Here is a 22,480-nt window from a genome sequence, read left to right as displayed (position 1 = left end):
TTCAGTCGAACGCAAACGCATCCAGCGCCAGCGATCCAAATTCGTGCGAGCGATGGATCGTGCGCACGTTCGGCGTTTCGCCGGAGGCGCCCAGCGCCACGAACAGCGGCATCAGGTGTTCCACCGTCGGATGCGCGTGGCGCGCATGAGGCGCGCGCTGCTGCCAATCCATCAAGGCCGGCCAGTCGTGCGCTGACAGCATCGTGTGCATCCAGTCGCCGAACTCCTGCGCCCACGGCGGCAGCGGCGCGTTCTTGTCCTGCCATTGCAGATCGCCCAGGTTGTGCACGAATCCGCCCGAGCCGACCACCAGCACGCCCTCGTCACGCAGCGGCGCAAGCGCCTGGCCGAGGGCGTAGTGCTGGGCCGCGGTTCCGTGAGGCATCACCGACAGCGGCACTACCGGAATATCCGCCTGGGGATACATGCGCCGTAGCGGGACCCACACTCCGTGATCGAGACCGTGGTTGTCGCGTACGCGCGGCGACAACCCGGCTTCGGCCAGGCGTTGCGCGATGCGTTCGGCCAGGTCGGGGTCGCCGGGAGCGGGGTACTGGATCTGATAAAGCGGCTCGGGGAATCCGCCGAAGTCGTGCACCGTGTGCGGTTGCGCATGGCCGCCCAGCATGGGCTGACCGGTCATGAAATGCGCCGACGCCACTACGACGGCCTTCGGCCACGGCAGTTGCTCGCCGAGGCCATCGAGAAAACGTCCGGCGGCCGAGTCCTCGACCGCCAGCATCGGCGAGCCGTGAGACAGGAACAGCGTGGGCAGGCGGGTCGGGATGTCCATTGCACTAGCGTGATCCTGCAACGCCGCTTTTCCAAGCGCGTGCCGCATGCCGGTGCGTTCTGCAGGTGCCGGTAATGGGCCTGGTTGCGATTCACGGCGTCGGCTACACCGCTGCGGCAAGAATGGCCGCCTCCCACTCGCCGCGGGTATGCGTCCATGAGCCAGTTCGACATCCGCTCGACCGTTCGCCCCGATCCCGATCCGCCGATGGTAGAGATCGCCGACTACGTCGCCGATTACCGCATCGATTCGAAGGAGGCCTACGACACCGCGCGTTACATGCTGCTCGATTCGCTGGCCTGCGCGGCGCTGGCGATGGACCACGCCGAATGCGTCCGTCATCTCGGACCCTTGGTGCCGGGCGCGCAGATGGAGGGCGGCGCGCGCGTGCCGTTTACTGCCTTCGAACTCGATCCGGTCCAGGCCGCCTACAACATCGGCGTGCAGATCCGCTGGCTCGACTTCAACGACACCTGGCTGGCGGCCGAATGGGGGCACCCATCGGACAACCTCGGCGCGATCCTTGCCGTGGCCGATTACCTGGGCCGCAAGGCCGAAACCGAAGGCGGCCGGGCCATGACCGTGCGGGACGTCCTCGGTCACGCCATCAAGGCCCACGAGATACAGGGCTGCTACGCGCTGAAGAACTCCTTCAACCGCGTCGGCCTGGACCACGTGATCCTGGTTCGCCTGGCATCGACCGCCGTCGCCACCGGCATGCTGGGCGGCAACCGGGACGCCATCGTCACCGCCGTCTCGCACAGTTGGATCGACAACGGGGTGCTGCGCACCTATCGCCACGCGCCGAACACCGGCCCGCGCAAAAGCTGGGCCGCGGGCGACGCCTGCCGCCGCGCCGTCATCCATGCATTGAATGCCATCAAGGGCGTGGTCGGTTATCCGAGCGCGCTGACCGTGCCGACCTGGGGTTTCTACGACGTTGCCTTCCAGGGCAAGCCATTCGATTTCGAGCGACCGTTCGGCAGCTACGTGATGGAAAACATATTGTTCAAGATCAGTTACCCGGCGGAGTTCCATGCCCAGACCGCGGTCGAGTGCGCGATGACCCTGCACCCGCAGGTGAGTGCCAGGCTCGATGAAGGCGGTGTGGACGCCATCGACAGGGTCGTCCTGGAAACCCAGGAAGCAGGGCGCCGCATCATCGACAAGACCGGACCGCTGGCCAATTACGCCGACCGTGACCATTGCCTGCAATACATGGTCGCCGTGCCGCTGATCTTCGGCCGCCTGACCGCCGACGATTACAGCGATGCCGTCGCCGCCGACCCGCGCATCGATGCGCTGCGCGAGCGCATGTCGGTAGTCGAGAACGCACAGTTCACGCGGGATTATTTCGATCCGGAAAAGCGCTATATCGGCAATTCCGTTCAGGTGTTCTTCAAGGACGGAAGTTCGACCGAACGGGTTTCGATCGATTATCCGATCGGCCACCGGAGGCGACGAGGCGAAGGGATTCCGGCGCTGATGGCCAAGTTCGAGTCGGCGATTCGTGGTGCGCTGCCCGCCGCACAGGCCGATCAGTTGCTGGCCCTGGCCGCGCAACCGTCGCGACTGGAGGCCCTGCCGATCACGCAGTTTTTATCCTTGCTCAGGGCCTGAACCTTTTTTGACGGGGCGGCGATATTCCGGGAACTAATGTGATTGTTATGTGCCCGTTAACATGACTTTCACATAAGCAAATTTACTCTGCGCGCCGATGGCGTCTTCCGGCGACTGTCCCCACAGGAGTACGAAAGCCCGCTGATTGCGGTTTTCGGTTTTCACTAGATGAAGGAGCACAACATGAATAAGAAACTCCTCTGCGCCGCCCTGCTGGGTGGCCTGAGCGTCACCCAGGTGGCCGCCGCCCAGGAATTCGACGACCGTTGGTACCTGACCGGTTCGGCCGGCTTCAATATCCAGGACAACGATCGCGGCACCCGCGACACTCCGTTCGTGGCTCTCGGCGTCGGCAAGTTCCTCAACCAGAACTGGTCGATCGACGGCGAGCTGAACTACCAGAACACTGAGTTGGACGACAACCAGGACCTTCGCTGGAGCCAGTACGGCGCGTCGCTGGACGCACGTTACTTCTTCACGTCCGAAGGCCGCGAGTGGGCGCCGTACATCCTGATGGGCCTGGGTTGGCAGCGTGACGAAGAGGAGTTCGATGCTTTCCCGGACCCCAACTCGCCGGGTGACCGCGAAGACAACACCTGGTCCGCCAAGGCCGGCCTGGGCGTGCAGTCGGGGCTGTATGGCAAGCGCGTCGGCATCCGTGCCGAACTGGCCTACCGCGCCGACTTCGACGACGGCAGCGTCAACGCTCCGAGCGAAGACTGGTTCGGCGACGTGCTGGCCTCGGTCGGCGTGATCATCCCGCTGGGCCCGCCGGTCGTTCCGGCTCCGCCCGCTCCGGCCGCGCCAAGCTGCGCCGACATGGATGACGACGGCGACGGCGTCAACAACTGCGACGACAAGTGCCCGGGTTCGCAGGCCGGCCAGACGATCGGTCCGGACGGTTGCCCGGTGCCGGTGTCGATCGACCTGAAGGGCGTGAACTTCGACTTCGACAAGGCCGCGCTGCGTCCTGACGCGATCGCCACGCTCAATGAGGCCATCGAGATCTTCAAGCGCTATCCGGAGCTGCGTGCCGAAGTGGCCGGTCATACCGACCAGTGCGGCAAGGATGCGTACAACCAGAAGCTCTCGGAGCGTCGCGCCAAGGCGGTGTACGACCACCTGACCAGCAACGGTATCGACGCATCGCGCCTGACCGGTCCGAATGGCTACGGCGAGAGCCGTCCGCTCGAGGACCTGGGCCAGACGATGCCGGGCTGCAAGAGCGAGAAGAACCGCCGCACCGAGCTGAACGTCCAGAACTGAGCCAGACCGGCGGTTTCCGGGGACCCAGTCCCCGGACCCGCCACCCGAAAAAAACCGAAGCCCGGCCGCTTGGCCGGGCTTCGTTCGTTTACAGCCCATAGTTACTGAATCACGTTAACAAGGATTAACAAATATCTTGACATTGTTATATGATCGTTCCGCCAGTGACCATCGGGTCGGGCCGGACCGAATCTGAATGTGTCCCTGTCACGCGTTTGCCGTGAATCGAATCTTCCCGATTGTGAACACAAGGAGTCAGCAATGAAGATCCGTTTGTTGAGTACCGCACTGCTGGCCGGCCTGGCCTTTACGCAGGTAGCTGGCGCCCAGGAATACGACGACCGTTGGTACCTCACCGGTTCGGCCGGCTTCAATATCCAGGACAACGACCGCGGCACCCGCGATGCCCCATTCCTGGGTCTCGGCGTGGGCAAATTCCTCAATCAGAACTGGTCGATCGACGGCGAACTGAACTATCAGAACCCGAACAACGACATCAACCAGAACCTCAACTGGAGCCAGTACGGCATCTCGGCGGACCTGCGTTATTTCTTCACGGCCGAAGGCCGCGACTGGGCGCCGTATGCCTTGATGGGCCTGGGTTACCAGCGCAACGAAGAAGAGTTTGACGCGTTCCCGAGCCCGGACTCTCCGGGTGACCATGAAGAAGGCTCACTCGCCGCCAAGGTTGGCATGGGCGTGCAGTCGGGGCTGTATGGCAAGCGCTTCGGCGTCCGCGCCGAAGTGGCCTACCGCGCCGATTTCGACGACAGCAGCGTCAACGCTCCGAGCGAAGACTGGTTCGGCGACATCCTCGCCTCGGTCGGCGTGATCATCCCGTTGGGCCCGCCGGTCGTTCCGGCTCCGCCCGCTCCGGCCGCGCCAAGCTGCGCCGACATGGATGACGACGGCGACGGCGTCAACAACTGCGACGACAAGTGCCCGGGTTCGCAGGCCGGCCAGACGATCGGTCCGGACGGTTGCCCGGTGCCGGTGTCGATCGACCTGAAGGGCGTGAACTTCGACTTCGACAAGGCCGCGCTGCGTCCTGACGCGATCGCCACGCTCAACGAAGCGATCGAGATCTTCAAGCGCTATCCGGAGCTGCGTGCCGAAGTGGCCGGTCATACCGACCAGTGCGGCAAGGATGCGTACAACCAGAAGCTCTCGGAGCGTCGCGCCAAGGCGGTGTACGACCACCTGACCAGCAACGGTATCGACGCATCGCGCCTGACCGGTCCGAATGGCTACGGCGAGAGCCGTCCGCTCGAGGACCTGGGCCAGACGATGCCGGGCTGCAAGAGCGAGAAGAACCGCCGCACCGAGCTGAACGTTCAGAACTGAGCCACCGGCCGACCGGGGGACCCTGGTCCCCTGATCCGCCACCCGCAACAAGCGAAGCCCGGCCTTCTGGCCGGGCTTCGTCGTTTGTGACGGGAAGCTGGCTAATGTGCGATCCGCGGTTGTTCCCGCTCATAGCCGGGCCTACACTCGTTTCGCTCAGCCCGGACGCGTTCCGGGCGCACGATCAGGATGCTCGGGAGACACGCCATGCGCGCGGTAATCGGATTGTCGTTGATGTTCATCGCCGGGATGGTGCAGGCGCAGGCAAGCAGCTGTGCGAGCGTCGCGGCGCCCAAGGCGATGCCGATCCGTCCCACCGTGGTGGCGCCGATCGCTTCCGAAATCGTCCTGCCGAGCCATCAGCTCGGTGCGCCGACCGGCGTGCTGTCGCAGGCGTTCGACGAGACGTTGGCGGTGGACCAGGTGCTGTTGCGACAGCGCATCGACGCCTGCAGGAACGTCGCCACGGCGACGCCCGCCGCAGCGCCGGCCGCCACCGCGATGCCGGCATCGACCGATCCGGCGGCCTATAAGCCCAAGACCCAGTACGACAACACGCCGTGGCGGTTCGACATGAACCAGAACGGCAAGCGCATGACGGCCGAGGAGTTCGACGCCTGGATGAAGGCCAAGGGCGTGCGCGTGGCCAAGGGCAAGGGCGCTGCCGCCGCACCGGAGCCGGCGCCGGCCGCGACCGAGGCGGACAAGAAGAAGTAAGGCCTCGCGCCCCCACGTTTTGAGCACGGCCGCGAGGCGGCCTTAGATAGAATGAAGACTTCACCTCGACACGGCCTGGCGCGCGTGCTGTCCAAGTGCGGACTGTGCTCGCGAACGCAGGCTGCGCAATGGATCGCCGACGGCCGTGTCGAAGTGGACGGGCGCGTCGTGCGTGATCCCGAGTTCGGGGTCGTACAAGGCCGCCACCGGGTGACGGTCGACGGGAATCCTCTCGACCAGCCTCAACGCCGCTACCTGATGCTCAACAAGCCGCGCGGTCTGGTCACCACCGCCAACGACGAGCGTGGCCGCGATACCGTCTACCGCTGCTTCGACGGTGCCGGGCTGCCGTGGCTGGCGCCGGTCGGCCGGCTGGACAAGGCCAGCGAGGGATTGCTGCTGTTCTGCAACGATCCGGCGTGGGCGGCCAGGATCACCGACCCCGACATGGGGCTCGACAAGACCTATCACGTGCAGATCGACACGATTCCCGATGAGCGCACGCTGGCGGCGCTGGAGGGCGGCATCATCGAGTCGGGCGAGGCGCTGCGTGCCAGTTCGGCGCGCCTGCTGCGCGCGGGTGAAAAGAACGCGTGGGTCGAGATCGTCCTCGACGAAGGGCGCAACCGCCAGATCCGTCGCCTGCTGGCTGCCCTCGACATCGGGGTGCTGCGGTTGGTGCGCGTCGCCATCGGCGCGCTGCGCCTGGGTGAACTGGGCAAGGGGCAGTGGCGCGAATTGAGCGCCGAGGAGCTGGCGGCGTTGGGACGCTGAATGGGCACGTCATCGCAAACCGGTGAAGGGCGCGCTGGCGGAGTGCAGGTCATTTTTCTTCGGATTGTGCGCAAGCTCATGGTACGGAGGCGGCAATGCAGCGACACTCTTCCCACACAAGGGGAGGGTTCAATCATGGGCAAGATGTGGATGATGGCCGTGCCGATGCTGCTGCTGTGCGGCTTCGCGCAGGCCGCTGGCAAGCAGGCCAAGCCGGCCGCCGAGCCGGCTCCGAAGGTGGAAGCCAAGGCCGAGACCGCTGCGGGCTACCAGCCGAAGACCAAGTACGACAACACGCCGTACCGCTTCAACATGGAGCAGAACGGCAAGAAGATGAGTGCCGAAGAGTTCGATGCCTGGATGAAGGCGCGCGGTATCCGCGTGGCCAAGGGCGCACCGCCGAAGGAAGACGGCGGCGCGGCCAAGAGCGACAACAGCAGCAAGTAAGGCAAGCATCAGCGGCCGCCGCTCCGGCGCGGCGGCCATGACGCAGAAGGCCGGTCTCGCGACCGGCCTTCTGTTGTTCCTGCGATTCGCTCCGGGCGTCAGGCTTTCAGCACGCCCAGTTCGCGACCGATCTTGATGAACGCGGCGATCGCCCGGTCCAGGTGCTCGCGCGTGTGCGCCGCCGACATCTGCGTGCGGATGCGTGCCTGGCCCTGCGGCACGACGGGGTAGAAGAAGCCGATCGCGTAGATGCCTTCCTCCAGCAGCCGCGCCGCGAACTTCTGCGCCAGCGGCGCGTCGTACAGCATCACCGGGGCGATCGGATGCACGCCGGGCTTGATCTCGAAGCCGGCGGCGGTCATCTGCTCGCGGAAGTAGGCGGTGTTCGCCACCAGTTGCTCGCGCAGGTCGCCGGCGCTGGAGAGCATCTCAAACGCCTTGATCCCCGCGGCCACCACGTGCGGCGGCAGCGAGTTCGAAAACAGATATGGACGCGAGCGCTGGCGCAGCATCTCGATCACTTCTTTCCTGGCGGTGGTGAAACCGCCCAGCGCGCCGCCCATGGCCTTGCCGAGCGTGCCGGTGAAGATGTCGATCTTGTCCATCACGCCCTTGACCTCGGCCGAGCCGCGGCCGCTGGCGCCGAGGAAGCCGGTGGCGTGGCACTCGTCGATGTGCACCAGGGCGTTGTACTTCTTCGCCAGCGCGGTGATCTCATCCAACGGCGCAATGAAGCCGTCCATCGAGAACACGCCGTCGCTGGTGATCAGCTTGGTCTTGCAGCCGGCGGCGTCGGCCGCCTGCAACTGCTTTTCCAGGTCGGCCATGTCGCAGTTGGCGTAGCGGAAGCGCTTGGCCTTGCACAGGCGCACGCCGTCGATGATCGAGGCGTGGTTGAGCGCGTCGGAGATGATCGCGTCGTCCTCGCCCAGCAGCGGCTCGAACAGGCCGCCGTTGGCGTCGAAGCAGGCGGCATAGAGGATGGTGTCCTGCGTACCGAAGAAGTCGGCGATGGTCTTCTCGAGCTGCTTGTGCAGGTCCTGCGTGCCGCAGATGAAGCGCACCGAGGCCATGCCGAAGCCGTGCGTATCGAGTGCCTGCTTGGCCGCCGCGATGACGTCGGGGTGGTCGGCCAGGCCGAGGTAGTTGTTGGCGCAGAAGTTCAGCACGGTGCGGCCGTCTTCCAGCGTGATTTCGGCCGACTGCGGCGAGGTGATGATGCGTTCGGACTTGAACAGGCCTTGCGCGCGGATGCTCTCGAGCTCGTCGGCGTAACGTTGGGTGAGGGGGGCGGCGGTGGCCATCGTCGGTTCCAGTTCGGTGGACCGCGATTTTAACCAACGCGGGCTGACCAACGTGGGTTAACCAGTATTGGCGCCAAGGCGGGTCAGCCAATGCAGGTTCGTTCCACCGGCTGGGCTAGCATCGGTGGATGGCCGAACGCGCTTCCGCTTCGCTGCCGCTATGGCCGTTGCCCCTGCTGGCCGCGGTGCTACCGCTGCTGGTCGCCCACCTGGCGTGGTGGCTGTCGGTGCGCGACGGGCTGGCGCCTGCGTGCAATCCCTACCTGGATGGGTGCGTTTCGATCAGCCGGGCGGCCCGCCATGGCCTGGGCAACGACCTGTTCCGGATGGCGATGCTGCCCTGCGCGGTCTTGCAGGCCCTGTGCTGGGTGGCCGCCACGGCTTGGCTGCGGCGCGATACACCGGTCGCGGTGCCCACCTTGCCGTGGCTGGGCGTGGTCGCGGGAGTGGCGCTGGCCCTGTATGCAACGTTCCTGGGCACCGAAGGGCAGACCTACGAGCTGCTGCGCCGCTACGGCAACGTGATCTATTTCGGCAGCACCGGCCTGGCGTTGCTGGTGGCATTGCGCGCGCTGTCGTGGAATCGCCACGCGCCGGGCTACCGGGCGCTGTTCGTGATCGCGGTGGCGCTGCTGGCCATCGGACTGAGCAGCGTCGTGGTCGCGTATGTCGTCGAGGAACCGGACAGGCGCGACGGTTGGCGCAACGCGCTCGAATGGCACCTCGGCCTGTGGTTGACCGGGATCTACGCGGTATTGGGGTGGCTGTGGAGGCGCGAGCGCTGGGCTCTCGCTTCCAACTGAGGTAGCGACCGCTGCGCGGCTCTCGCCCCAGCCCTCTCCGGCAAGCGGGAGAGGGGAAACGCGCAAGGCGTCAGTTCCAGCTCAGTACGACCTTGCCGGCCTTGCCCGATTCCATCAGCTCGAAGCCTTCCTGGAACGAATCGATCGGCAACTGATGGGTCAGCACCTTGCCGAGCGGGAAACCGCCCAGCACCAGCTGCGTCATCTTGTACCAGGTCTCGTACATCTTTCGGCCGTACATGCCGTGGATGGTGAGGCCCTTGAAGATGATCTTGTCCCAGTCGGCGCCGGCACCCTTGGGCATGATGCCGAGCATGGCGATCTTGCCGCCGTGGTACATGCAGTCGAGCATGTCGTTGAACGCGCGCGGATTGCCGCTCATTTCCAGGCCGACGTCGAAGCCTTCCATGTGCAGGTCGGCCATCACGTCCTTGAGCGAGGTGTTGGCGACGTTGACCACGCGCGTGGCGCCCATGTCGGCGGCCAGCTTGAGGCGGTAATCGTTGACGTCGGTGACCACGACATTGCGCGCGCCGATGTGCTTGCAGATGCCGGCGGCGATGATGCCGATCGGGCCGGCGCCGGTGATCAGCACGTCCTCGCCGACCACGTCGAACTCCAGCGCGCAGTGCGCGGCGTTGCCGTACGGATCGAAGAACGCGGCCAGCTCGCCCGGGATCTGGTCCGGGATCGGCCACAGGTTGCTGGCCGGCATCACGATGTATTCGGCGAACGCGCCATTGCGGTTGACGCCGATGCCGACGGTGTTCGGGCACAGGTGCTGGCGGCCGGCGCGGCAGTTGCGGCAGTGGCCGCAGACGATGTGGCCTTCGGCCGACACGCGCTGGCCCAGCTTGTAGCCGGTCACGCCGGCGCCGAGCTCGACCACGCGGCCGACGAACTCGTGGCCGATCACCAGGCCCGGCTTGATCGTGCGCTGGCTCCACTCGTCCCACAGGTAGATGTGCAGGTCGGTGCCGCAGATCGCGGTCTTTTCGAGCTTGATCAGCACTTCGTTGGGGCCGGGGGAGGGGATCGGCACTTCCTCCATCCAGATGCCCTTGCCGGTTTCGCGCTTGACCAGCGCCTTCATCGTTTGCGTCATTGGGGAGTCCGCGGACTGGCGGTAAAGAGGCGGCAATTATAGCCCGCGGGGTCGTCCCGACCGGGTGGCGGGTTTGCCCGGGCCGGCCGGCATCGCCTATCGTCCCGCCTCCTCATGTTCCTTCGACGACACGAATCCACCATGCGCCACCGTCTGTTAGCCCTGTCCCTCGCGCTGCCCCTGCTGACACTGACGGGCCACACCCATGCCGACGAGGGCATGTGGATGCCGTCGCAGCTGCCTGACATCGCCAGGCAGCTCAAAGCGGCCGGCTTCAAGGGACGCCCGAGCGACCTGGCGGAATTGGCCAAGCCGCCGATGAACGCCGTGGTCAAGGTCGGCGGCGCCAGCGGCGCGTTCGTGTCGGGCGACGGCCTGGTGCTGACCAACCACCATGTCGCCTTCGGTGTGATCCAGTACAACGCCAAGCCCGAGCGCGACCTGATCCGCGACGGCTACATCGCCGCCGACCGCGGCGCCGAGTTGCCGGCCAATCCCGACTACCGCGTGCTGGTCACCACCGGCTTCGATCGCATCACCGACCGCATCCTCGAGGGCGCCAGGGGCAAGCAGGGACGCGAGTACTACGATGCCGTCGATTCGGCGACCAAGGCCGCGGTGGCCGAGTGCGAGCGCGAAGCCGGCTACCGCTGCAGCGTCGCCAACATGTACTACGGCACCGACTTCTACCTGGTGCGCCAGCTCGAATTGCGCGACGTGCGCCTGGTCTATGCGCCGCCCAATGACATCGGCAACTACGGCGGCGAGGTCGACAACTTCGTCTGGCCGCGCCATGCGGGCGATTTCACCCTGCTGCGTGCGTATGTAGGCAAGGACGGCAAGCCGGCCGACTACGCCCCGGACAACGTGCCCTATGTGTCGCCGGCGCACCTTCAGGTTTCCACGCGCAACGTGAAGGAAGGCGACTTCGCGATGCTGGCCGGCTATCCCGGCGTGACGTTCCGGCATCGCATGGCGTCGGAGTTCGCCAACCAGATCGACTGGCAGCTGCCTTCGCGGGTCGCCTTGTACCAGGGCATGATCGATACGATCGAATCGGCCAGCGCCAAGGACGAAGCCGCGCGCGTCAGCTACGCCGCGCAGGTGAAAAGCCTGAAGAACACGCTCAAGCGTGCGCAGGGCGAACTCGACGGGCTGCGCCGCAGCGACGCGGCGAAGGTACGTCGCGACGATGAGACGGCGATGATGACGTGGCTGGACAAGCAGGCCGATGCGACCGCGATCAAAGCCGACATCGCCGCCGCGCAGGTCGTGCTCGACCGCGGCGCGGCCACGCGCGAGCGCGATCAGTTGTTGGGCGTGATCGCCTCGCAGTCGCAGTTGCTGAACTCGGCGCTTACCGTGCAGCGCCTTGCGCACGAGCGCGGCAAGCCCGACGCGCAGCGCGAGTCGGGCTACCAGCAGCGCGACGAGGTACTGATCACCGGCAAGCTCAAGCAGGTACAGCGCCGCTATTCGCCCGCGGTGGAGAAGGCCCTGCTGACCGATCTGCTCACCCAGTACCAGGCGTTGCCGGCTGTGCAGCACGTGGCCGAGTTCGATGCCGTGTTCGGCACGACGCCGGCGCAGTTGAAGGCGAAGCTGGATGCGATGTATGCCGGCACCCGCCTCGGAGACGAGGCCCAGCGCCTGTCGGCGATGCAGGCCGATCACGCGGCGCTGGGTGCTTCCGACGACACGCTGCTCAAGGCTGCCGCGGCCCTGATGCCAGCCGTGCTGCGACTGGAGGACGAATCCAAGGTCAGCGCCGGCGAGTTGTTGCGCCTGCGCCCGGCCTACATGAAGGGGCTGATCGCGTTCCGCCAGTCGCAGGGCCGTGCGGTCTATCCCGATGCCAACTCCACCTTGCGCGTGAGCTATGGCCGCATCAGCGCCATGGATCCTCGCGATGGCGTGCATTACCAGCCGCTGACTACCGTGCAGGGCATCGTGGAGAAGCACACCGGTGCCGAACCGTTCAACGCGCCGCGGCCGCTGCTCGATGCCATCGCCAAGGGCGATTTCGGCAGCACCGCCGAGCCGAGCCTGGGCAATTCGTCCAAAGGCGCGCAGACGGTGGATTTCCTGACCAATCTCGATACCACCGGCGGCAACTCCGGATCGCCCGTACTGGACGCGCAGGGCAAGCTGATCGCGCTGAACTTCGACAGCAACTGGGAGGCGGTAAGCGCCAGCTGGATGTTCGACCCGCGCTACAAGCGTGCGATCCATGTCGACATGCGCTACATGCGCTGGCTGATGGCCAAGGTTTATCCGGCGCCGCACCTGCTGCGGGAAATGAACCTGCCTGCAGAGTAAACGTCCGCCAGAAACATGCCGGAACCAGCAAAATTCAACGGCCGGATGCGACGGCGGTCGCAGTTCGCGCCATCGTAGGGCGGGCTAGACTCGCCTTCTGATTCGTCCGCCAGGAGTTTTTGTACATGCGTCATAACGTGTTGGCCTCGGCGATCGCCGGTCTTGTCGCCGTAGCCGGTCTCGGGAGCGCCCAGGCGGGCGAAGGAATGTGGGTGCCGCAGCAACTGCCGGAGATCGCCGGTCCGCTGAAGAAGGCGGGCCTCAAGCTGAGCCCCAAGCAGCTGGCCAACCTCACCGGCGATCCAATGGCGGCGGTAGTGTCGCTCGGCGGCTGCACCGCGAGCTTTGTTTCACCGCAGGGGCTGGTGGTGACCAATCATCATTGCGCCTACGGCGCGATCCAGCTCAACTCCACGCCCGACAAGAACCTGATGAAGGACGGCTTCAATGCCGCCATGCAGGGCGATGAGGTTTCCGCCGGCCCCAACGCCCGCATCTATGCGCTCGACAGCATCCAGGACGTCACCGAACACGTGCGGGCCGTGGTCGCGGCGGCGCCCGATGCGCTGGCGCGCACGGTGGCACTGGAGAACATCGAGAAGCAGCTGATCGCCGGTTGCGAGCAGGAGGCGGGCTACCGCTGCCGCCTCTACAGCTTCTCGGGCGGCAACGTCTATCGCCTGTTCCGCAATCTCGAAATCCGCGACGTGCGCCTGGTCTATGCGCCTCCCGGCAGCGTGGGCAACTACGGCGGCGAAATCGACAACTGGATGTGGCCGCGCCACACCGGCGACTTCTCGTTCTACCGCGCCTACGTCGGCAAGAGCGGCAAGCCGGCCGCGTACTCGCCCGACAACGTGCCCTACCAGCCCAAACATTGGTTGACACTGGCCGACAAGGCGCTGGGCGAGGGCGACTTCGTCATGGTGGCCGGTTACCCGGGACGCACCGCACGATACGCACTGGCCGAGGAATTCGACGAGACGTCGAACTGGACCTATCCGGCCATCGGTGGTCATTACAAAGATCTGGTCGCCATGGTGCAGACGGCCGGCAAGAGCAATCCCGACATCGCGGTCAAGTACGCCAGCACGGTGCGCAGCTGGCAGAACGTGATGAAGAACTACGACGGCCAGCTGCAGGGCTTCAAGCGCATCGATGCCGCCGAAAAGAAGCAGGCCGAGGAAACCGCGGTGCTGGCGTGGCTGAAAAAGCAGGGGCCGGCAGGTGCGCCCGCGTTGGCCGCGCACCAGTCGCTGCTCGCCATCAACCAGGCTGCCAGCGTCAATCGCGAGCGCGATCTGGTCTTCAGCCAGTTGCGCAGCACGGGCACGCTTGGGGCCGCGACCCAGCTGTATCGCCTGTCGATCGAACGCGCCAAGCCCGATGCCGACCGCGAGCAGGGCTACCAGGAGCGCGACCTGCCGACCTTCGAAGGCGGCATGCGCCAGATGGAGCGGCGCTACGTGCCGGCGATGGATCGCGAACTGCAGGCGTACTGGCTGCGCCAGTACATCAAGCTGCCGGCGTCGCAGCATCTGCCTGCGCTGGACAAATGGCTCGGCGGCAACAACGAGAGCGCGATCAAGCGCGCGCTCGACAAGCTGGCCAAGACCAGGCTGGGCAACACCGATGAACGACTGAGGCTGATGACCGCCGATCGTTCCATGCTGGAGAAGAGCAAGGACCCGGCGATGCAGTTCGCGGTGGCGCTGATGCCGACGGCGCTGCAACTGGAGAAGGAAGGCAAGACGCGGGCCGGTGAAGCGCTGGTGGCGCGACCGGTGTACCTGCAGGCGGTGGCCGACTACAAGAAGAGCCAGGGCCAGTTCGTCTATCCCGACGCCAACTCGTCGCTGCGCATCACCTTCGGCAACGTGATGGGCTACACCAGGACCGATGGCAGCAAGCAGGTACCGTTCACCCGGCTGGAGGAAGTCGCGGCCAAGGCCACCGGCGCGGACCCGTTCGATGCACCGCAGGCGTTGCTCGATGCGATCGCCGCGAAGAACTACGGCGGCCTGGCCGACAAGCGCCTGGGCACGGTGCCCGTGAACTTCCTGTCGGACCTGGACATCACCGGCGGCAACTCCGGATCGCCGGTGCTGGATGCGCGCGGCAAACTGGTGGGGCTGGCGTTCGACGGCAACTGGGAGTCGGTGAGCAGCAACTGGGTCTTCGATCCGGCGATGACGCGGATGATCGCGGTCGACCAGCGCTACATGCGCTGGATCATGCAGGAGGTCTATCCGGCGCCGCAGTTGCTGCGGGAAATGGGCGTGGCGGGCAAGAACTGATCTTTGGGGATGGGTGGAGCCGCAGCGGGAATCGTCACCGCCTGCGTTTGCACGATCACACTGAATCGTCATCCCCGCGAAAGCGGGGATCATTTTGCTTGCCTTTGCGTACTTATGCGGAGCAACGGCACTGAAGCCGCTTACTCCTCAGGGCTCAACACGTAATCGAACGTGTAGTAATGCCGCCCGTCGGTGATATCGATAGCCATGCGGCCGGACAGTCCCTTCAGTTCGCCCGTGCCCGAGTCCGGCACCACCGTGAGCGACAGCGATGGTGTGCCCCGGTCCATCACGCCGTTGTGCTGCATGAAGAAGGCGCCCGTGCGGCCTTCCAGCGAGCCGGTGATGCGTTCGATGGCGACATAGGCCGCGGAGCCTTCCACTTCCGTGCCGACCGCGAGCATGTGCACCACGCTGGTGGCGTTGAGAGCACCCAGAAAGCGCTTGTCGAATCGGATGTGGCCCGCGGCGACGCCGTCGCCCAGGTCGCAGGCGCCCTGCGGCGAGCGCTTGACCTCGAATTCGCCCTTCACCTGCACAGTCATGCGGTCGCTCCGTTGATGGGGGAGGGGCATGGTCGCGCAGGCTGTGGGTGGTTGCCAGTGCAACTGTTGCGGTGTCGCCGAGCTTTGGCCTACTCTGCGGGTCATCGCGGATTCCCATGCCAGCCGGCCCCGTCTCCCGATCAGTTGTAGTTCCGCATCGCCCTGATGCGGATGTTCCGTCCGTAGTGCCGGCTGCATGTGTCTCCGCGGGAATTCCTTCCCTCAGGAGCATGCGATGAAAGTGCTGGCTTGCGATGGCATACACGAAGACGGTCTGACCCTGTTCCGCAACGCGGGCTGGGACGTGCTGGTGTCCGCCGACCCGATCAAGGACCCCGACGCGCTGGCGCTCGCGCTGGCCGATGTCGACGCCGTACTGGTGCGATCGGCCACCAAGGTTCCGGGCGAGGCCCTGGCGCGCGCCGACAAGCTGCGCGTGATCGGCCGTGCCGGTGCGGGCGTCGACACCATCGACGTCGAGGCCGCCACCCAGCGCGGCATCGCGGTGATGAATGCGCCCGATGGCAACACGCTGGCCGCCGCCGAGCATGCGATCTCGTTGTTGTTCGCATTGGCCCGTCACATCCCCCGCGCCGACGCCGGCATGAAGGCCGGGCAGTGGCCCAAGGTCGGGCTGACCGGCTTCGAACTGGAAGGCAAGAAGCTCGGCGTGATCGGCCTGGGCCGCATCGGCGGAACGGTCGCGCGCAAGGCCCAGGGCATCGGCATGGAGGTGGCCGCACACGATCCGTTCCTGCCGGCCTCAGCCGCCGGCAAGGGCAGCGTGCCGTTGAAGTCGCTCGACGAGCTTCTCGCCTGGGCCGACATCGTCACCCTGCACATCCCGCGCACCAAGGAAACGACCAACCTGCTGTCCGAGGCGCGCATGCGCTCGATGAAGCCCGGCGCCTACGTCATCAATGCCGCGCGCGGTGGCCTGGTCGACGAGGCCGCGCTGCTGCGGTTGCTCGACGAAGGCCACCTGGGCGGCGCCGCGCTCGACACGTTCGCAACCGAGCCGTTGCAGGCCGATTCGCCGCTGCGCGCACACGAAAAACTCATCCTCACGCCGCACCTTGGCGCTTCGACCAGCGAGGCGCAGCAGGCGGTCAGCACGATCCTGGCACGGCAGATCATCGATTTCGTCGCCACCGGCGCCGTTGCCGGTTGCGTCAACCTGCCGCCGCTCACCGCCGAAGCCGCGCGCGAGGTCGGACCATGGATGCCGCTGATGTCCTCGCTCGGCCGTCTGGCCTCACGACTGGTGCCGGCACCGACGCGCCTTGAGATCACCTACGCCGGGCGCACCGACGCGCTCGACACGCGACCGCTCACGCGCCTGCTGGTCTCCGCCTTGCTGGGCACGCACTCGGGCCGCGTAACGCCGGTCAACGCGTTGCAGGAAGCCACCGCGCGCGGCCTGATCGTGGCCGAGACCGTCGGCGGCGACGGCGATGGCTTCGACCGGTTGCTGCGGCTCAAGGTGGTCGGCGACCACCGCACGCGCGAGATCGAGGCGACGCTGCATCGTGGTCCGCGCGTGGTGCGGCTGGACGGCGTGGAGATCGAGTTCGACCCGCAGGCGCATGTGCTGTTGATGCGCAACGAGGATCGTCCCGGCATGGTCGGCACCGTCGGCTCGCAACTGGGCGCAGCGGGTATCAACATCGTCAACTTCGCGCTCGGCGCGGCCGGCGACGGCCAGGCGCGTGCGGCGATCACGATCGACCGCCCGGTCAGCGACGAACAGCTCGCCGCATTGCGTGCGACGCCCGGCATCCTCTCGCTGGCGCAGGTATGACCATGCGCATCCTGCTAGCCCGACACGGCGAAACGCCGTGGAATGCCGAAGGCCGTTACCAGGGACAGGAAGACATTCCGCTTTCTCCGGTAGGCATCGCCCAGGCGCGCGCCCTTGGCGAGCGATTGCGCGAGGTGTCGATCACCCGCGCGGTGGCGTCGCCGTTGACCCGTGCCCGCCACACCGCCGAACTCGCCCTGGGCGAGCGCGATCTTCCGCTGACGCTCGATCCCGGGCTGATGGAGATCGCCCATGGCACCTGGGAGGGATTGCTCGCCAGCGAAATCCGCGAACGCGACGGCGAGCGCCTGCGCGCCTGGCGTGAAACCCCGCACGAAGTGCTGATGCCGGAAGGCGAGTCGCTGCAGCACGTGTTCGACCGAGCCTGGCCGGCGTTCGCGCGCGCGGCCGAGGGGCTCGGCGAGGGCGACACGTTGCTGGTGGTGGCCCACGACGCGGTCAACCGCGTGCTGCTGTGCCATGTGCTGGGCATTCCGCTGGCACGGCTGTGGAGCTTCCGGCAGGCGCCGACGACGCTCAATCTTCTCGAAGGCGCCGACGTCGATCACCTCGAAGTCGTGCGGCTCAACGACTGCAGCCATCACACGTCGTTGTTTGGCGAGGCGGTGCATCGGGCGTTGTAGTTTCGATGGCTGTTGCAGTACAGGCTTCAACGGCATCGACCGAGCCATGGATGGCGGGTCGAAAAAGGTCCCCTTAGCCCCTCCGGTCGTGGGGCTGATTCGTCAGTACAGGGTCCGGCGGCGCAGCCTGTTGGATAATGTCCCCCATGACCCGCACGCTTTCCGACTGGCTCGCCCACATCGAACGCATCCACCCCAAGTCCATCGACATGGGGCTGGACCGCATCCGCGAAGTCGCGCAGCGCCTGCGACTGAAGCGTCCGGCGAAGAAAGTGATCACGGTCGGTGGCACCAACGGCAAGGGGTCGACCGTCGCCTTCATCGAGGCCATCGCACGCGCGGCAGGCTGGAAGGTCGGCGCCTACACCTCGCCGCACCTGCTGCAGTACAACGAGCGCGTGCGCATCGATGGCACCGATGCCGGCGATGCGGATCTGATCGCTGCGTTCGAGGCCATTGAAGCGGCGCGCGTCCTTCGACGGGCTCAGGATGATCGGGAGGTGGCGCTGACCTATTTCGAATACGGCACGCTCGCGGCGCTGTGGTTGTTCGAGCGCGCGGGCCTCGACCTGGCGATTCTGGAAGTCGGTTTGGGCGGGCGCCTGGACGCCACCAACCTCGTCGATGCCGACGTCGCGGTGATCACCACCGTCGACCTCGACCATCAGGACTACCTTGGTGACGACCGCGAGGCGATCGGCGCCGAGAAGGCCGGCATCGCGCGGGCGTGGAAGCCGCTGGTGGTGGGCGATGACCTTCCGCCGTCGAGCGTGCTCGGCCATGCCTATCGGATCGGTGCGTCGACCTGGCGGATCGGCAGCGATTTCTTCTTCGAAAAGCTGCCGGCGATTGCCGCCGACGGGGATGCTCCGCCACCCCACTGGCGCTGGCGCGAAGTCGGCTACCGGCTGGATCTGCCGATGCCCCGCTTGACCGCACCGGTGCAGTTGCGCAACGCGGCCGTCGCCATCGCCGCATTGCGCGCGCTCGGCCGTCCGCCCAGGCCGCTGCCCAAGGCCGCGATCGCCGAAGGCGTCGGGCAGGCGCTGGTGCGCGGACGCCTGCAACGCTTCGAGCGCGGCGGGGTCGAGATCGTGATCGACGTGGCCCATAACCCCCAGGCCGCGGGCTCGCTGGCGGCATGGCTGGCGGCCGAGCCTGCCAATGGAACAGTGCATGCCGTGTATGCCGCACTGGCCGACAAGGACGTGACGGGCGTGGTGCAGGCGCTGGCGTCGTGTGTGGGGCAATGGCATCTCGCGGGGCTGGCCGAGACCGGCCCGCGCGGCGGCAGCGTGCAGGCGTTGGCGCAGCGATTGGCCGGAACTCCCGCTGCGGACGGTTTCCGGCATGAACAGGTTCTGCCGGCGCTCGAAGCAGCGCTACAGAAGGCTCGGCCCGGCGATCGCATCCTGGTTTTCGGTTCTTTCCATACCGCCGCCGCGGCGATCGATTGGCTCGCCCAAGACTGAACGGCGGTCTCGCTAGCCGGGGCTCGGCGCATCGCAGGGTTATAATTCCGCGCGGCGATCCGCCTGCGGCGTGCGAGACCGATGGAACCTGCCCTGAAACAGCGACTGATCGGCGCCGCCGTTCTGGTCGCACTCGCGGTGATCTTCCTGCCGATGCTGATCAAGGGGCCAGCCCCCGAAAGCGGCGCTTCCGATGTCCCCCTGACACTTCCCAATGCGCCGCAGGGCCAGTTCGAAACCCGTGAATTACCCCTGGTAGGCCCGGGCGAGGCGCCCAAGGGCGGCGTGGTCGGCATGGACGAGTCCTCGGACGGCGAGCGTCTGCCGACGGTCGACACCGCAGCCGAGAAGCCGGCCGCCAGCACCAATGCGATGCAGCCGGCCGCCGTGGCCGGTGGCGACTACGCCGTGAGCTTTGGCAGTTACGCGACCGAGGCCGACGCGCAGCGCGTGGTGAAGGCATTGCAGACGGCGCAACTGCCGGGTTACCAGGAAACCACGCGCAGCGGCGAACGCACGCTGCACCGCGTGCGCATCGGTCCGTATGCCTCACAGGCCGAGGCCGAGGCCGCCCGCCTGGAATCGGCCAAGGTCCGCAGCGATGTCAGCGCCAAGGTCGTCACCCTGGATGCCGACACCAATGCCGCGGCTCCTGCCTTGGCCAGCGCCCCGCAGCCTGCCTCCGTATCGGCGCCGGTGCCGTTGAACCCGGCCGAGCCGGCCACATCTCCTTCCAAGCCGGTGGCACTGGCAGCCGAGCCGGCCAAGCCGGTGACCGCAAGCGCCACCGCGAAACCCAAACCCACGACGCCGCCGGCGGTTGCCGCTGCCAAGCCGGAGCAAGCTCCGATCAAGCCGGCGCCGACCCAAGCTGCGCCGACCAAGCCGGCTGCATCCTCGGTGGGCTTTGCCGTTCAGCTCGGCGCGTTCGGCAACGCCGCCGACGCCACCAAGCTGCGCGACAAGGCACGCGCTTCAGGTTTCAGTGCGTTCGTGGAGCAAGTACGTACCGACAAGGGCCTGTTGAACCGGGTCCGCATCGGTCCGGTCGTCAGCCGCGCCGAGGCCGATCAGCTGAAGGCGCAGATAGCGGCCAAGCTGGGCGTCGACGGCATCGTTCGTCCGCATCCCTGATCGGCGGCCGGCAAGGCGACGATGGGCGCAGTCGATTGGGTGTTGCTGGCGGTGGTCGCCGTGTCGGCGCTGCTCGGGCTGATGCGCGGGTTCGTCGGCGTGCTGGCCTCGTTGACGGCCTGGGTACTGGCGGGCTGGGCCGCGTTCCGCTTCGGCGCGCAAGTGGCGCTGATGCTGGCCGGCGATGGCGAGCCGGGAGCCGGTGAGCTGTTGGCCGGTTACACGCTGAGCTTCATCGGCGTGATGGTGGTGGTGGGCCTGGTCGGATGGCTGGTCCGCAAGGCGGTGCAGTCGGCCGGGTTGAGCGGGCTGGATCGCACGCTGGGCCTGGCGCTGGGATTGGTGCGCGGTGCGTTCGTCGCCTGCGCGCTGGTGCTGGTGCTCGGACTGACAGGGATGCCGCGCGAAGCGCAATGGCAGCGCTCGCAGGTGGTGCCGGTATTCGTGCCGGGCGCGCAATGGCTGCGCGGTTGGCTGCCCGAGTGGGTGGCCGCGCAAGTGGACCTGGATGGTCGCGATGAAATTCAGACAGTGCCCCCGGATGACGGGCAGGCGCTGCCGGCGCCGGTCAGCGAAGCCTGACGGCGCATTAGCAACAACCCCATTTACTAGGCAGGACTCATCACCATGTGCGGCATTCTCGGTATCGTCGGCAACACCGACGTCGCGGCGCAGCTCTTCGACGGCCTGGGGGTGCTGCAACATCGCGGCCAGGACGCGGCCGGCATCGCAACCGCCAACGGCAGCAAGTTGCGCGTGCACAAGGGCAACGGCCTGGCCAGCGACGTCTTCGATGCGGCTGCGATCAGCCTGCTCGAAGGTCGTGTCGGCATCGCCCATTGTCGTTATCCGACGGCAGGCAGCGAAGGCTCGGACGAGGCGCAGCCGTTCTACGTCAATTCCCCGTTCGGCATCGCGCTGGCGCACAACGGCAACCTGATCAATACCGACGCGCTGCGGCGCGAGGTGTTCGAGCAGGACCGCCGCAACGTCAACACGGAGTCGGACTCGGAGGTCCTGCTCAACGTGTTCGCGCATGAGCTGGACACGCAGAAGGCGCTCAATCCCGAGGCCGCGTTCAAGGCGATCGAAGGCGTCAACCGCCGCTGCATCGGCGGCTTCGCCGTCGTCGCCACCGTGCTGGGCCTGGGCCTGGTCGCGTTCCGCGATCCCAATGGCATCCGTCCGCTGGTGCTGGGCAAGCGCTCCTCGGGCGGGCAGGACGAATACGCGGTGGCGTCCGAATCGGTCGCACTCGACCTGCTCGGCTTCGAGCGCCTGCGCGACGTGCGCCCGGGCGAGGGCGTCGTGGTGACGCCGCGCGGCGAGCTGTTCACGCGCCAGTGCGCGCAGCCGCACAAGCACACGCCATGCATCTTCGAATACGTGTACTTCGCCCGTCCCGACTCGATGATGGACGAGGTCTCCGTGCACAAGGCGCGCATGCGCATGGGCCAGAAGCTCGGCGAGAAGATCCTGCGCCTGCGCCCGGACCACGACATCGACACGGTGATCCCGATTCCCGACACCTCGCGCGACGCCGCGTTGGAAATCTCCAACGTGCTGGGCGTGAAGTATCGCGAAGGATTCATCAAGAACCGCTACGTCGGCCGCACCTTCATCATGCCGGGGCAGGGCGAGCGCGCGAAATCGGTGCGCCGCAAGCTCAACCCGATCCCGCTGGAATTCCGCAACCGCGTGGTGCTGCTGGTCGACGACTCGATCGTGCGCGGCACCACCTCCAAGCAGATCGTGCAGATGGCGCGCGATGCCGGTGCGCGCAAGGTCTACCTCGCCTCGGCCGCTCCGGCGGTGCGCTATCCCAACGTGTACGGCATCGATATGCCCTCGGCCGAGGAACTGGTCGCCCACGACCGTACCGACGAGGAAGTGCAGCAGCTGCTGGGTTGCGACTGGCTTATCTACCAGGACCTGTCGGACCTGGAGGAAGCGGTCTCGGGCCCGAAGAAGCGCATCGACCACTTCGATTCCTCGTGCTTCAACGGCGAGTACGTGACCGGCATCGAGCCCGGCTATTTCGAGCGCATCAAGCAGCTGCGTTCGGACGAGGCGAAGAAGACGCGGAGGGCGTGAG

Annotated in this window: 19 protein-coding genes; 15 read left to right on the top strand and 4 right to left on the bottom strand. The window is 66.4% G+C overall.

The annotated features are described in order from the left end of the window. Position 1: 1 nt before the first annotated feature. Positions 2-793 carry a DODA-type extradiol aromatic ring-opening family dioxygenase gene (locus tag J2X06_RS09925; protein ID WP_310061726.1) on the bottom strand — a complete coding sequence of 264 codons (792 nt, stop codon included), beginning with the start codon at positions 791-793 and terminating at the stop codon, positions 2-4. Positions 794-949: 156 nt separating this feature from the next. Between J2X06_RS09925 and J2X06_RS09920 the strand changes: the two genes are divergently transcribed. The 6 genes from J2X06_RS09920 to J2X06_RS18050 all read left to right on the top strand — a co-directional run bounded on the left by J2X06_RS09920 (position 950) and on the right by J2X06_RS18050 (position 6,961). Beyond that, positions 950-2,413, top strand: a complete 1,464-nt coding sequence (locus J2X06_RS09920; protein ID WP_310061723.1) for a bifunctional 2-methylcitrate dehydratase/aconitate hydratase — start codon at positions 950-952, stop codon at positions 2,411-2,413. Positions 2,414-2,596: 183 nt separating this feature from the next. Then, positions 2,597-3,679, top strand: a complete 1,083-nt coding sequence (locus J2X06_RS09915; RefSeq protein ID WP_310061720.1) for an OmpA family protein — start codon at positions 2,597-2,599, stop codon at positions 3,677-3,679. A 261-nt stretch (positions 3,680-3,940) separates the two neighbouring features. Then, positions 3,941-5,023 (top strand): outer membrane beta-barrel protein, encoded by a 1,083-nt coding sequence (locus J2X06_RS09910; protein ID WP_310061718.1) that lies wholly within the window; start codon positions 3,941-3,943, stop codon positions 5,021-5,023. A gap of 207 nt (positions 5,024-5,230) precedes the next feature. Continuing rightward, complete coding sequence (locus tag J2X06_RS09905) at positions 5,231-5,740, top strand: hypothetical protein (protein ID WP_310061716.1); 510 nt, start codon at positions 5,231-5,233, stop codon at positions 5,738-5,740. A 51-nt stretch (positions 5,741-5,791) separates the two neighbouring features. After that, positions 5,792-6,514 (top strand): pseudouridine synthase, encoded by a 723-nt coding sequence (locus J2X06_RS09900; RefSeq protein ID WP_310061712.1) that lies wholly within the window; start codon positions 5,792-5,794, stop codon positions 6,512-6,514. 135 nt (positions 6,515-6,649) lie between these two features. Then, positions 6,650-6,961 carry a hypothetical protein gene (locus J2X06_RS18050; protein ID WP_430539602.1) on the top strand — a complete coding sequence of 104 codons (312 nt, stop codon included), beginning with the start codon at positions 6,650-6,652 and terminating at the stop codon, positions 6,959-6,961. Positions 6,962-7,059: 98 nt separating this feature from the next. Here the strand turns inward: J2X06_RS18050 and kbl are convergent, their stop codons facing one another. Next, entirely contained in the window at positions 7,060-8,265 is a 1,206-nt protein-coding gene (gene kbl / locus J2X06_RS09890) for a glycine C-acetyltransferase (RefSeq protein WP_310061709.1), read from the bottom strand. Between the two features lie 128 nt (positions 8,266-8,393). Between kbl and J2X06_RS09885 the strand changes: the two genes are divergently transcribed. Then, the gene (locus tag J2X06_RS09885; RefSeq protein WP_310061707.1) at positions 8,394-9,068 is read left to right on the top strand and encodes a hypothetical protein; all 675 of its coding nucleotides are present in this window, start codon (positions 8,394-8,396) and stop codon (positions 9,066-9,068) included. 70 nt (positions 9,069-9,138) lie between these two features. On the opposite strand, the gene tdh is transcribed toward J2X06_RS09885, so the two are convergent. Next, positions 9,139-10,173: an L-threonine 3-dehydrogenase gene (tdh, locus tag J2X06_RS09880; protein WP_310061703.1), complete on the bottom strand. Its 1,035-nt coding sequence runs from the start codon at positions 10,171-10,173 to the stop codon at positions 9,139-9,141. 141 nt (positions 10,174-10,314) lie between these two features. Between tdh and J2X06_RS09875 the strand changes: the two genes are divergently transcribed. Together J2X06_RS09875 and J2X06_RS09870 are read left to right on the top strand one after the other, a co-directional pair. Continuing rightward, on the top strand, positions 10,315-12,492 hold the full coding sequence (locus J2X06_RS09875; protein ID WP_310061700.1) for a S46 family peptidase: 2,178 nt from the start codon (positions 10,315-10,317) through the stop codon (positions 12,490-12,492). A gap of 125 nt (positions 12,493-12,617) precedes the next feature. After that, positions 12,618-14,789 (top strand): S46 family peptidase, encoded by a 2,172-nt coding sequence (locus J2X06_RS09870; RefSeq protein WP_310061696.1) that lies wholly within the window; start codon positions 12,618-12,620, stop codon positions 14,787-14,789. A 140-nt stretch (positions 14,790-14,929) separates the two neighbouring features. Here the strand turns inward: J2X06_RS09870 and J2X06_RS09865 are convergent, their stop codons facing one another. Continuing rightward, positions 14,930-15,334, bottom strand: a complete 405-nt coding sequence (locus J2X06_RS09865) for a DUF3224 domain-containing protein (RefSeq protein ID WP_310061693.1) — start codon at positions 15,332-15,334, stop codon at positions 14,930-14,932. Positions 15,335-15,569: 235 nt separating this feature from the next. On the opposite strand from J2X06_RS09865, the gene serA reads away from it, so the two are divergent. The 6 genes from serA (at position 15,570) to purF (ending at position 22,479) form a co-directional block, all read left to right on the top strand. After that, positions 15,570-17,135 carry a phosphoglycerate dehydrogenase gene (gene serA / locus J2X06_RS09860; protein WP_310061691.1) on the top strand — a complete coding sequence of 522 codons (1,566 nt, stop codon included), beginning with the start codon at positions 15,570-15,572 and terminating at the stop codon, positions 17,133-17,135. Between the two features lie 2 nt (positions 17,136-17,137). Further along, the gene (locus tag J2X06_RS09855; RefSeq protein ID WP_310061690.1) at positions 17,138-17,779 is read left to right on the top strand and encodes a histidine phosphatase family protein; all 642 of its coding nucleotides are present in this window, start codon (positions 17,138-17,140) and stop codon (positions 17,777-17,779) included. Between the two features lie 137 nt (positions 17,780-17,916). Beyond that, positions 17,917-19,251 carry a bifunctional tetrahydrofolate synthase/dihydrofolate synthase gene (gene folC, locus J2X06_RS09850; RefSeq protein WP_430539563.1) on the top strand — a complete coding sequence of 445 codons (1,335 nt, stop codon included), beginning with the start codon at positions 17,917-17,919 and terminating at the stop codon, positions 19,249-19,251. An 81-nt stretch (positions 19,252-19,332) separates the two neighbouring features. Then, complete coding sequence (locus tag J2X06_RS09845) at positions 19,333-20,385, top strand: SPOR domain-containing protein (protein ID WP_310061686.1); 1,053 nt, start codon at positions 19,333-19,335, stop codon at positions 20,383-20,385. Between the two features lie 21 nt (positions 20,386-20,406). Next, positions 20,407-20,967 (top strand): CvpA family protein, encoded by a 561-nt coding sequence (locus J2X06_RS09840; protein WP_310061685.1) that lies wholly within the window; start codon positions 20,407-20,409, stop codon positions 20,965-20,967. A gap of 45 nt (positions 20,968-21,012) precedes the next feature. Then, on the top strand, positions 21,013-22,479 hold the full coding sequence (gene purF / locus J2X06_RS09835) for an amidophosphoribosyltransferase (protein ID WP_310061683.1): 1,467 nt from the start codon (positions 21,013-21,015) through the stop codon (positions 22,477-22,479). The last annotated feature ends 1 nt before the right edge of the window (position 22,480 follow it).

Source organism: Lysobacter niastensis (genome assembly GCF_031457115.1).
Lineage (GTDB): Bacteria > Pseudomonadota > Gammaproteobacteria > Xanthomonadales > Xanthomonadaceae > Lysobacter_J > Lysobacter_J niastensis_A.
Note: the sequence above shows the minus strand (reverse complement) of the source record. Positions and strands in the feature narration are given on the sequence as shown.